The organism is Pseudomonas alvandae (assembly GCF_019141525.1).
In the GTDB taxonomy this organism is placed as follows: Bacteria; Pseudomonadota; Gammaproteobacteria; order Pseudomonadales; family Pseudomonadaceae; genus Aquipseudomonas; species Aquipseudomonas alvandae.
Genome location: NZ_CP077080.1, coordinates 934,939 through 945,866, shown reverse-complemented (window position 1 = coordinate 945,866; position 10,928 = coordinate 934,939). Strand labels below are relative to the sequence as shown.

At 63.2% G+C, this 10,928-nt stretch carries 12 protein-coding genes; 11 read left to right on the top strand and 1 reads right to left on the bottom strand.

Annotated elements, in window-relative coordinates:
• Window positions 1-268 precede the first annotated feature (268 nt).
• From urtA to ureC, 11 genes are all read left to right on the top strand, one after another.
• On the top strand, window positions 269-1,534 hold the full coding sequence (gene urtA / locus KSS97_RS04155; protein ID WP_025211599.1) for an urea ABC transporter substrate-binding protein: 1,266 nt from the start codon (window positions 269-271) through the stop codon (window positions 1,532-1,534).
• A gap of 166 nt (window positions 1,535-1,700) precedes the next feature.
• Window positions 1,701-3,203 (top strand): urea ABC transporter permease subunit UrtB, encoded by a 1,503-nt coding sequence (gene urtB / locus KSS97_RS04150; protein ID WP_217861141.1) that lies wholly within the window; start codon window positions 1,701-1,703, stop codon window positions 3,201-3,203.
• Window positions 3,203-4,282 (top strand): urea ABC transporter permease subunit UrtC, encoded by a 1,080-nt coding sequence (urtC, locus tag KSS97_RS04145; protein WP_217861140.1) that lies wholly within the window; start codon window positions 3,203-3,205, stop codon window positions 4,280-4,282. Before urtB ends, urtC begins: the two co-directional genes overlap by 1 nt.
• Window positions 4,279-5,139 (top strand): urea ABC transporter ATP-binding protein UrtD, encoded by an 861-nt coding sequence (gene urtD / locus KSS97_RS04140; protein WP_217861139.1) that lies wholly within the window; start codon window positions 4,279-4,281, stop codon window positions 5,137-5,139. The genes urtC and urtD overlap by 4 nt, the downstream gene beginning before the upstream one ends.
• Window positions 5,140-5,257: 118 nt before the next feature.
• Window positions 5,258-5,956 carry an urea ABC transporter ATP-binding subunit UrtE gene (gene urtE / locus KSS97_RS04135; RefSeq protein WP_030140107.1) on the top strand — a complete coding sequence of 233 codons (699 nt, stop codon included), beginning with the start codon at window positions 5,258-5,260 and terminating at the stop codon, window positions 5,954-5,956.
• Window positions 5,957-5,986: 30 nt separating this feature from the next.
• Window positions 5,987-6,829 carry an urease accessory protein UreD gene (locus KSS97_RS04130; protein ID WP_217861138.1) on the top strand — a complete coding sequence of 281 codons (843 nt, stop codon included), beginning with the start codon at window positions 5,987-5,989 and terminating at the stop codon, window positions 6,827-6,829.
• An 82-nt stretch (window positions 6,830-6,911) separates the two neighbouring features.
• Window positions 6,912-7,214: an urease subunit gamma gene (ureA, locus tag KSS97_RS04125; RefSeq protein WP_007937143.1), complete on the top strand. Its 303-nt coding sequence runs from the start codon at window positions 6,912-6,914 to the stop codon at window positions 7,212-7,214.
• 9 nt (window positions 7,215-7,223) lie between these two features.
• On the top strand, window positions 7,224-7,757 hold the full coding sequence (locus KSS97_RS04120; RefSeq protein ID WP_217861137.1) for a GNAT family N-acetyltransferase: 534 nt from the start codon (window positions 7,224-7,226) through the stop codon (window positions 7,755-7,757).
• Window positions 7,758-7,762: 5 nt separating this feature from the next.
• Window positions 7,763-8,296: a GNAT family N-acetyltransferase gene (locus KSS97_RS04115; protein ID WP_217861136.1), complete on the top strand. Its 534-nt coding sequence runs from the start codon at window positions 7,763-7,765 to the stop codon at window positions 8,294-8,296.
• The gene (locus KSS97_RS04110) at window positions 8,293-8,598 is read left to right on the top strand and encodes an urease subunit beta (protein WP_198797195.1); all 306 of its coding nucleotides are present in this window, start codon (window positions 8,293-8,295) and stop codon (window positions 8,596-8,598) included. Before KSS97_RS04115 ends, KSS97_RS04110 begins: the two co-directional genes overlap by 4 nt.
• Before the next feature lie 140 nt (window positions 8,599-8,738).
• On the top strand, window positions 8,739-10,439 hold the full coding sequence (gene ureC, locus KSS97_RS04105) for an urease subunit alpha (protein ID WP_198797196.1): 1,701 nt from the start codon (window positions 8,739-8,741) through the stop codon (window positions 10,437-10,439).
• A gap of 147 nt (window positions 10,440-10,586) precedes the next feature.
• Here the strand turns inward: ureC and KSS97_RS04100 are convergent, their stop codons facing one another.
• The gene (locus KSS97_RS04100; RefSeq protein WP_030140113.1) at window positions 10,587-10,886 is read right to left on the bottom strand and encodes a chaperone modulator CbpM; all 300 of its coding nucleotides are present in this window, start codon (window positions 10,884-10,886) and stop codon (window positions 10,587-10,589) included.
• Between the last annotated feature and the right edge of the window lie 42 nt (window positions 10,887-10,928).

Genomic DNA, 10,928 nt, shown 5'->3' with positions numbered 1-10,928 from the left:
CTTCCCCACTTCAGAATCCAGAAGAACCAGCATAGACGTGCGGTTGAAAATCTCACCTTGGATTAATCCGACTCCACGCCCCAATGCGGAGCGCCACATTGCACCAGCACCCGCGATACGGTCACTGATGGTGCATCGCCATTTTCCACTCACGCCGCCAACCCCGCATTTCAAAGCCTTTCTCCAACCGGGCACACCCCTTGCAAAAGCCCCTTCCAGCGTCTGCATCTGCCATCCAGAAAAACATAAAGACCACGGAGATCGCACCATGAAGCGTCGTAGCTTGATCAAGGCTTTTACACTCTCGGCAAGCATTGCCGCGATGGGCATGGCTTGGACCGTCCAGGCCGCCGAGACCATCAAGGTTGGCATCCTGCATTCGCTGTCCGGGACCATGGCGATCTCCGAGACGTCCCTCAAGGACATGGCGCTGATGACCATCGATGAGATCAACGCCAAGGGTGGGGTCAACGGCAAGAAGCTCGAAGCGGTGGTCGTGGACCCGGCGTCGAACTGGCCGCTGTTCGCCGAAAAGGGCCGGCAGTTGCTGACCCAGGACAAGGTCGCCGTGGTGTTCGGCTGCTGGACTTCGGTGTCGCGTAAATCCGTGTTGCCGGTGTTCGAGGAACTCAACGGCCTGCTGTTCTACCCGGTGCAGTATGAAGGCGAAGAAATGTCGCCGAACGTGTTCTACACCGGCGCGGCACCGAACCAGCAGGCGATTCCGGCGGTGGAATACCTGATGAGCGAAGAAGGCGGCAGCGCCAAGCGCTACTTCCTGCTGGGCACCGACTACGTCTACCCGCGTACCACCAACAAGATCCTGCGGTCGTTCCTGCACTCCAAAGGTGTGGCGGACAAAGACATCGAAGAGGTCTACACGCCGTTTGGCCACAGCGATTACCAGACCATCGTCGCCAACATCAAAAAGTTCTCGGCCGGCGGCAAGACCGCGGTCATCTCCACGGTCAACGGCGACTCCAACGTGCCGTTCTATAAGGAACTGGCGAACCAGGGCCTGAAGGCTACCGACGTACCGGTCGTGGCCTTCTCGGTGGGCGAAGAAGAACTGCGCGGCATCGACACCAAGCCGCTGGTGGGCAACCTGGCGGCGTGGAACTACTTCGAATCCGTGGATAACCCGGCGAACAAGAAATTCGTCGATTCCTGGAAAGCCTACGCCAAGGCCAAGAACCTGCCAGGCGCCGACAAAGCGGTGACCAACGACCCGATGGAAGCCACTTACGTCGGGATCCACATGTGGGCGCAAGCGGTGGAAAAAGCCAAGTCCACCGACGTCGACAAAGTCCGCGAAGCCCTGGCCGGCCAGACCTTCGCCGCACCGTCGGGCTACACCCTGACCATGGACAAGACCAACCACCACCTGCACAAGCCGGTGATGATCGGCGAGATCCAGGCCGACGGTCAGTTCAACGTGGTCTGGCAGACCGAAGGCCCGATCCGCGCGCAACCGTGGAGCCCGTTCATCGCCGGCAACGACAAGAAGCCTGACTATGCGGTGAAGAGCAACTGAGCCCATGGGTGTCGGCCCGAGCATGACGCTTGGGTCCGACACAACTCCCTTGTGGGAGCGGGCTTGCTCGCGAAGGCGGAGCGTCAGTCAAAGTTGTTCTGCCTGGCCCACCGCCTTCGCGAGCAAGCCCGCTCCCACAAAAGAAGTTTTGCGCAAGGCCAACAATATGCCCACCGCCCTCTACCGCTTGATCCTCACCATCACATTCTTATTGCCGATGGCCTCATACGCCGGCGACGCCGAAGACTTCGTCGCCGCCAACCCGACCCAGCAGGCCAAGCTCCTGGAAGCCTGGGCTGCGCAGCCGGAGCCTGAGCGCGTCGAACTGATCAACGCCCTGCAACAAGGCCAGTTGACCGTCGACGGCCAACCCAAGACCCTGCGCCTGAACAACCGCTTGCGAGGGCTGATCGAAACCGCCCTGGCCAGCCATCAACTGCTCGCGGTCGATGCCCGCGTACGCCTGGGCGCCGCGCAACAACTGCAGAAAAGCGCCCGCCCGACGCAACTGGCGTTTCTTGATCGGCAACTGGCCGGCGAGCAGGACGAAGACGTCCACGCCGCCCTGAGCCTGGCCCTGGCGAACCTGCAACTGGTGGACAGCAACCCGAGCGTGCGCCTGGCCGCCGTTCGACTGCTGGGAGAAACCGGCGACCCGCTGGCCCGCACCCGCCTCGAAGGCCTGCTCGAGCCCGGCGTTGAAACCGATGCCGCCGTGCGCACCGCCGCCGAAACCAGCCTCGGCCAGGTCAAGCGCAAACTCCTCGTCGGCGAATTGCTGGGCCAGGCCTTCAGCGGCATGTCCCTGGGTTCGATCCTGCTGCTGGCCGCCCTCGGCCTGGCAATCACTTTCGGCCTGCTGGGGGTGATCAACATGGCCCACGGCGAAATGCTGATGCTCGGCGCCTACTCCACCTACGTGGTGCAGATGCTGTTCCAGCGCTTCGCCCCGAACGCCATCGAGTTCTATCCATTGATCGCCCTGCCGGTGGCGTTTTTCATCACCGCCGCCATCGGCATGGTCCTGGAACGCACGGTGATCCGTCACCTCTACGGGCGGCCGCTGGAAACCTTGCTCGCCACCTGGGGCATCAGCCTGATGCTGATCCAACTGGTGCGCCTGGTGTTCGGCGCGCAGAACGTCGAAGTCGCCAACCCGGCCTGGCTGTCGGGCGGGATCCAGGTGTTGCCGAACCTGGTGCTGCCGTACAACCGCATCGTGATCATTGCCTTCGCGCTGTTCGTGGTGGTGCTGACCTGGTTGCTGCTGAACAAGACGCGCCTGGGCCTGAACGTCCGCGCGGTAACGCAGAACCGCAACATGGCCGCCTGCTGCGGTGTGCCCACGGGCCGCGTGGACATGCTCGCCTTCGGCCTCGGCTCGGGCATCGCCGGCCTCGGTGGCGTGGCCCTGAGCCAGATCGGCAACGTCGGCCCGGACCTGGGCCAGAGCTACATCATCGACTCGTTCCTGGTGGTGGTGCTCGGCGGCGTCGGCCAGTTGGCCGGTAGCGTGTTCGCCGCGTTCGGCCTGGGCATCGCCAACAAGATCCTCGAACCGCAGATCGGCGCCGTGCTCGGCAAGATCCTGATCCTTGCGCTGATCATTCTGTTCATCCAGAAGCGTCCGCAAGGCCTCTTCGCGCTCAAAGGACGGGTAATCGACTGATGAACCAGCCCCTGATGCTCACGGCCACGCAAAAGGCCGGCCCCAAAGTCACTCTCGCCGTCGGCGCGCTGATCCTCGCCGTGCTGTTGAGCCTGCCGCTGCTGTCGCTGCTGGCGGCGGACAACCCGCTGCACGTCTCGGCTTATACCCTCACCCTGGTGGGCAAAATCCTCTGCTACGCCATCGTCGCCCTGGCGCTGGACCTGGTCTGGGGCTACGCCGGCTTGCTCTCCCTGGGCCACGGTTTGTTCTTCGCCCTGGGCGGCTACGCCATGGGCATGTACCTGATGCGCCAGGCCGCCGGCGATGGCCTGCCGGCGTTCATGACCTTCCTGTCGTGGACCGAGCTGCCCTGGTATTGGGTCGGCACCGACAGTTTCCTCTGGGCGATGTGCCTGGTGGTGCTGGCGCCGGGTTTGCTGGCGCTGGTGTTCGGCTTCTTCGCCTTCCGCTCGCGGATCAAGGGCGTGTATTTCTCGATCATGACCCAGGCCCTGACCTTCGCCGGGATGCTGCTGTTCTTCCGCAACGAAACCGGGTTTGGCGGCAACAACGGCTTCACCAATTTCCGTTCGATCCTGGGCTTTGGCATCACCGAGCCGGGCACCCGCGCGGTGCTGTTTTTCGCCACGGTGTTGTTGTTGGTGGCGAGCCTGTTCATTGGCTGGCGCCTGGCCCGCAGCAAATTCGGCCGGGTGCTGACTGCCCTGCGCGATGCGGAAAACCGGCTGATGTTCTGCGGCTACGATCCGCGTGGCTTCAAGCTGTTCGTCTGGGTGTTGAGCGCGGTGTTGTGCGGCCTCGCCGGGGCGTTGTACGTGCCGCAAGTGGGCATCATCAACCCCAGCGAAATGTCGCCGACCAACTCCATCGAGGCCGCCGTCTGGGTAGCCCTCGGCGGGCGCGGCACGTTGATCGGGCCATTGCTCGGCGCGGGCGTGGTGAACGGCATGAAAAGCTGGTTCACCGTGGCGTTTCCTGAGTATTGGCTGTTCTTTCTTGGCGCCCTGTTCATCGTCGTGACCCTGTACCTGCCCAAGGGCGTGATCGGGCTGCTGAAGAAAAGGAGCGAATCATGAGAATCACACCTACGGCGGACTTCATGCTCGAACCGATCCTTGAGCCCAACAAAGACCAAGGCAGCAGCCGCGACGCCATTGGCCTCGGCCAGGCCGCTGGCGTTGGCCTGAACACCCGCCACGGCACCATCCTGACCCTGGAAGACATCAGCGTCAGCTTCGATGGCTTCAAGGCGTTGAACGATCTGAACCTGTACATCGGCGTCGGCGAATTGCGCTGCATCATCGGCCCCAACGGTGCGGGCAAGACCACGTTGATGGATGTGATCACCGGCAAGACCCGTCCCAGCCACGGCAAGGCCTGGTTCGGCGAGACCCTCGACCTGACAACGATGAGCGAAGTGGAAATCGCCCAGGCCGGCATCGGTCGCAAGTTCCAGAAGCCGACGGTGTTCGAAGCCCTGAGCGTGTTCGAGAACCTGGAGCTGGCGCTCAAGACCGACAAATCGGTGTGGGCCAGCCTGCGGGCGAAACTGACCGGCGAGCAGCACGACCGCATCAGCGAAGTGCTCGAGACAATCCGCCTCACCACCTCCGTCAACCGCGCCGCCGGGCTGTTGTCCCACGGCCAGAAACAGTTCCTGGAGATCGGCATGCTGCTGGTGCAGGACCCGCAACTGTTACTGCTCGACGAGCCGGTGGCGGGCATGACCGACGCCGAGACCGACTTCACCGCCGAGCTGTTCAAGTCCTTGGCGGGTAAGCATTCGCTGATGGTGGTGGAGCACGACATGGGCTTCGTCGGCGCGATCGCCGACCACGTCACCGTGCTGCACCAGGGCAGCGTGCTGGCCGAAGGGTCGCTGGAACAGGTGCAGGCCGATGAGCGGGTGATCGAGGTGTATTTGGGTCGATAAATCGGCCAGCGCCAAGCCGCAAGCTTCAAGCGGCAAGTTGAAAGCAAAGCCGTACACCATCCTGCTCTTACTTGCAGCTTGAAGCTTGCCGCTTGAAGCTCTAAAAAACGGAGTTCAAATGCTACAAGTCCAACACCTCCACCAATACTACGGCGGTAGCCACATCCTGCGCGGCCTGTCGTTCGACGTGAAGGTCGGCGAGGTGACGTGCCTGCTGGGTCGCAACGGCGTGGGCAAGACCACCCTGCTCAAATGCCTGATGGGCCTGCTGCCGGCCAAGGAAGGCGCGGTGAATTGGGAGGGCAAGGCCATCACTACCTTCAAGCCGCACCAACGGGTGCACGCCGGCATTGCCTACGTGCCCCAGGGCCGGGAGATTTTCGGCCGGCTGACGGTGGAAGAAAACCTGCTGATGGGGCTGTCGCGTTTCCCTGGTTCAGAAGCCAAGGAAGTGCCGGCTTTCATCTACGAACTGTTCCCGGTGCTGCTGCAGATGAAACAGCGCCGGGGCGGTGACCTGTCCGGCGGCCAGCAACAGCAGCTCGCCATTGGCCGGGCCCTGGCCAGCCGTCCCCGGTTGCTGATTCTCGATGAGCCCACCGAAGGCATCCAGCCGTCGGTGATCAAGGAAATCGGCGCGGTGATCAAGAAACTCGCGGCGCGGGGCGACATGGCGATTTTACTGGTGGAACAGTTCTACGACTTCGCCGCCGAGTTGGCCGATCAGTACCTGGTGATGTCCCGGGGCGAGATCGTGCAGCAGGGCCGCGGAGAAAATATGGAAGCCGAGGGTGTGCGCGGGCTGGTAACGATCTAGGCTTAGCGTCCCGACGATAATCAGAAAATCATGAATCTACCTGTTACGTCTTCAGCCCTGTTCACACCCAGCTGGCACGCCGAGCTGGACTTGGGCTATGCCCGCTTCGGCGATTGCACACGCCCGGTACAGCGCCGCCACAAGGGCCCGCTGCGGGTGCAGAAGCACTTGTACGCCGAAGGCCCCGAAGTGTGCCAGCACATCATCGTCCACCCGCCCGGCGGGATTGCCGGTGGGGATCGGCTGGACATCTCGGCCCACGTCGGCCCTGGCGCCTGGGCACAATTGACCAGCCCCGGCGCGGCCAAGTGGTACCGCGCCGCCGGCCCGGCGTACCAGCAACTGACGCTGAGCGTGGCCCCCGGCGCGACCCTGGAATGGCTGCCCCAGGAAACCATCGTCTTCAGCGCAGCCCAGGCCGAACTCAGCACAAGCATCGACCTGCAGGGCGATGCCCGATTGTTCTATTGGGACATGGTTGCCCTCGGCCGGCCGGCCAGTGGCGAGCGATTCGACCGGGGACACTTCCAGTCGCGGCTGGACATCCGCCGCGACGGCCAGTTGTTGTGGCATGAGCGCCAGCGCATCGTCGGTGGCGATGGACTGCTGGACTCGCCCATCGGCCTGGGCGGTGATCCGGTGTTCGCCACGTTGCTGGTGACCGGTGAGATCGACAGCGAGTTGCTGGAACGCTGCCGATCCCTGGGCCATGCCGTGCGCGGCGACCTGACCCAACTGCCCGGTTTGCTCGTGGCCCGTTGCCTGGCGAGCGAGGCGTTGCTGGCGCGGGGGTGGTTGATTGAGTTGTGGCGCTTGCTCAGGCCTGCATTGCTTGGAAGAGAGGCCGTGCCACCAAGAATCTGGAGCACCTGAATTTGCTTTCCCACAGAGGATCCCCCACAAGGGGACCTGTGTTCACAGCAAGAATTTTTTTATCTGCCCTTATGGATTGCACATGGACCTGACCCCACGCGAAAAAGACAAGCTGTTGATCTTCACCGCCGGCCTCGTCGCCGAACGACGACTGGCCCGGGGCGTGAAACTCAACTACCCGGAGGCCATGGCCTACATTTCCGCCGCGCTGCTCGAAGGCGCCCGTGACGGCCAGACCGTGGCCGAGCTGATGCACTACGGCACCACGTTGCTGAGCCGCGAGCAGGTGATGGAAGGTATCCCGGAGATGATCCCGGAGATTCAGGTCGAAGCGACGTTTCCCGACGGCACCAAACTGGTCACCGTCCACCAGCCCATCGCCTGAGGCCACGCCATGACTGCCCATGTTCGTGACGCACAGCCCGCCGACCTGGCGGCGATCCGCGATATCTACAACGACGCCGTGCTCAACACCACGGCGATCTGGAACGAGCAGGCCGTGGACCTGGGCAACCGCCAGGCCTGGTTCAGCGCCCGGCAAACCCAGGGCTACCCGGTGCTCGTCGCCGTTGACGCCGAGGACAACGTGCTCGGCTACGCTTCCTTCGGCGACTGGCGGCCATTCGATGGCTTCCGCCATACCGTGGAGCATTCCGTGTACGTGCGCAGCGACCAGCGCGGCAACGGCCTTGGCCCGTTGCTGATGGCTGTCCTGATCGAGCGCGCCAGGTCCTGCGATAAACACGTCATGGTCGCGGCCATCGAGAGCGGCAACGCGGCCTCGATTCGCCTGCATGAGCGGATCGGTTTCGTCACCACCGGGCAGATGCCCCAGGTGGGCACCAAGTTCGGCCGTTGGCTGGACCTGACGTTCATGCAGTTGGTCCTCAACCCCGGGGCGCCACCGCCCGCCATCGACAAGGAGTGATACCGATGAACGCCGCCCAGTTGCGTCGAGTCCACGCTGAAAGCTTTGCGCACTATCGCCAGGGCCTGATCGATCTGTTGCTCGACGCCGTGGGTTATGGCGCCAGCGTCGGGTTCATGGCCGACCTCGATGCGGTCCAGGCCCGGACCTATTTCGATGAAGTCCAGGCCAGTCTCAACCAGGGCCACCTGCTGTTGTGGGTTGTGGTCAAGGATGAACAGGTGCAGGCCAGCGTCCAGCTTGCCCTGTGCCAGAAGCCCAACGGCCGCAACCGCGCCGAGGTGCAAAAGCTGTTGGTCCGCGGCGAGGCCCGCCGCCGGGGCCTCGGCCAGCAGTTGATGAGCGCCCTGGAACTCGGCGCCCGCCAGCACAAGCGTGGCCTGTTGTACCTCGACACCGAGGCCGGCTCCGAGGCCGAGGCGTTCTACCGCGCCATGGGCTACATCCGCGTCGGTGAACTGCCCGACTACTGCCAGAGCCCGGACGGGACCTACACCCCGACCGCCATCTACTACAAGCTTTTGGGGCAACCACAATGATTCCAGGGCAATACCAGGTCCAACCCGGCGACATCGAGCTCAACGTCGGCCGCCGCACGCTCACGTTGAATGTCGCCAACAGCGGCGACCGGCCGATCCAGGTCGGCTCGCACTATCACTTCTTCGAAACCAACGACGCCCTGACCTTCGACCGCGCCGCCAGCCGTGGCATGCGCCTGAACATCCCGGCGGGCACGGCGGTGCGCTTCGAGCCGGGGCAGAGTCGGGAAGTCGAACTTGTCGAACTGGCCGGGCATCGCCGGGTGTTCGGGTTTGCCGGGCGGGTCATGGGCGACCTTTAAGTCATGGGGGCCTGTACTGGCCTCATCGCGAGCAAGCTCGCTCCCACAGTTGATCGCGGTCCCCTGTGGGAGCGAGCTTGCTCGCGATGAGTGAGCGCAGCGAACGGTTTCAAAATTCAATTGAGTTTCAAGGCGAGCACATGAAGATTTCGAGACAAGCCTACGCCGACATGTTCGGCCCCACCGTCGGCGACAAGGTCCGCCTGGCCGACACCGAGTTGTGGATCGAAGTGGAGAAGGACTTCACCACCTACGGCGAAGAAGTGAAATTCGGCGGCGGCAAGGTGATTCGCGACGGCATGGGCCAGAGCCAATTGTTGGCCGCCGAGGTCGTCGACACGCTGATCACCAACGCGCTGATCATCGATCACTGGGGCATCGTCAAGGCCGATGTCGGCCTCAAGGACGGGCGCATCGCGGCGATCGGCAAGGCCGGCAACCCGGACATCCAGCCCGACGTGACCATCGCCATCGGCGCCAGCACCGAAGTGATTGCCGGTGAAGGCATGATCCTCACCGCTGGCGGGATCGACACCCATATCCACTTCATCTGCCCTCAGCAGATCGAAGAAGCGCTGATGAGCGGCGTCACCACCATGATCGGTGGCGGCACGGGCCCGGCCACCGGGACCAACGCCACCACCTGCACCTCCGGGCCGTGGCACCTCGCGCGGATGCTGCAAGCCGCCGATGCCTTTGCGATGAACATCGGCTTCACCGGCAAGGGCAACGCCAGCCTGCCGGAGCCGCTGGTCGAACAGGTCAAGGCCGGCGCCATCGGACTGAAGCTGCACGAAGACTGGGGCACCACCCCGGCGGCCATCGACAACTGCCTGAGCGTGGCCGACCAGTACGACGTGCAGGTGGCCATCCACACCGACACCCTCAACGAATCCGGTTTCGTCGAGACCACCCTGGCCGCGTTCAAGGGCCGCACCATCCACACCTACCACACCGAAGGCGCCGGTGGCGGCCATGCGCCGGACATCATCAAGGCTTGCGGCTTCCCTAACGTGCTGCCCAGCTCCACCAACCCGACCCGGCCGTTCACCCGCAACACCATCGATGAACACCTGGACATGTTGATGGTCTGCCATCACCTGGACCCGAGCATCGCCGAGGACGTGGCATTCGCCGAAAGCCGCATCCGCCGCGAGACCATCGCCGCCGAAGACATCCTCCACGACCTCGGCGCCTTCTCGATGATCAGCTCCGACAGCCAGGCCATGGGCCGGGTCGGCGAAGTCATCACGCGCACCTGGCAGACCGCCGACAAGATGAAAAAGCAACGCGGCGCCCTCCCCGGCGACGGCGAAGGCAACGACAACTTCCGCATCAAGCGCTACATCGCCAAATACACCATCAACCCGGCGATCACCCACGGCGTCAGCCATGAAGTGGGTTCCATCGAGGTGGGCAAGTGGGCCGACCTGGTGCTGTGGCGCCCGGCGTTCTTTGGGGTCAAGCCGACGCTGATCCTCAAGGGCGGGGCGATTGCCGCCAGCCTGATGGGCGACGCCAACGCCTCGATCCCGACGCCACAACCGGTGCACTACCGGCCGATGTTTGCCAGCTTCGGCGGCTCGCGACACGCCACCAGCCTGACCTTCATCAGCCAGGCTGCTGCCGAGGCCGGGTTGCCGGAACAGCTTGGGCTGAAGAAAAAAATCGCAGTGGTCAAAGGCTGCCGCGATGTGCAGAAAACCGACCTGATCCACAACGACTACCTGCCGAGCATCGACGTCGACCCCCAGACCTACCAGGTCAAGGCCGACGGCGTGCTGTTGTGGTGTGAACCGGCCGAAGTGTTGCCGATGGCGCAGCGCTATTTTCTGTTTTGAGGTGATTCAGGCTTGATTCGCTGGATGGGCACATAACCTTGTGGCGAGGGGATTTATCCCCGTTCGGTTGCGCAGCAACCGCAAAAAAAGCAGGGCCGCTGCGCAGCCCAACGGGGATAAATCCCCTCGCCACAGTTTTTTAACAATCTACTCCACCAACCGCCCCAACCGCTGCTTGAGCATGCGGTTTTCACTGCGCAGTTGCTGGACTTCTTCCAGCAGGTCCAGCGCCAGGGCGACGCCTTCCCATTCCAGCTCCAACTCCCGGCGCAGCTTGGCTGCACGCCGGGCCAGGACCAATTCGTAATCAGTAAAACGCCAGTCCGTGGGGGCCGTGCCGTGAGGTTCGAGGATGCCATGTTCGACGATTTCGATTACATGGACATCGGCCAATGCGGCGGCCTCACAGAATTCCATCAGGTTCAGTTCAATGATCGGGTTGTTCATGGTCTGCTTCTCCCAATGCTTCAGCTGTCGAGTCTAGCCATG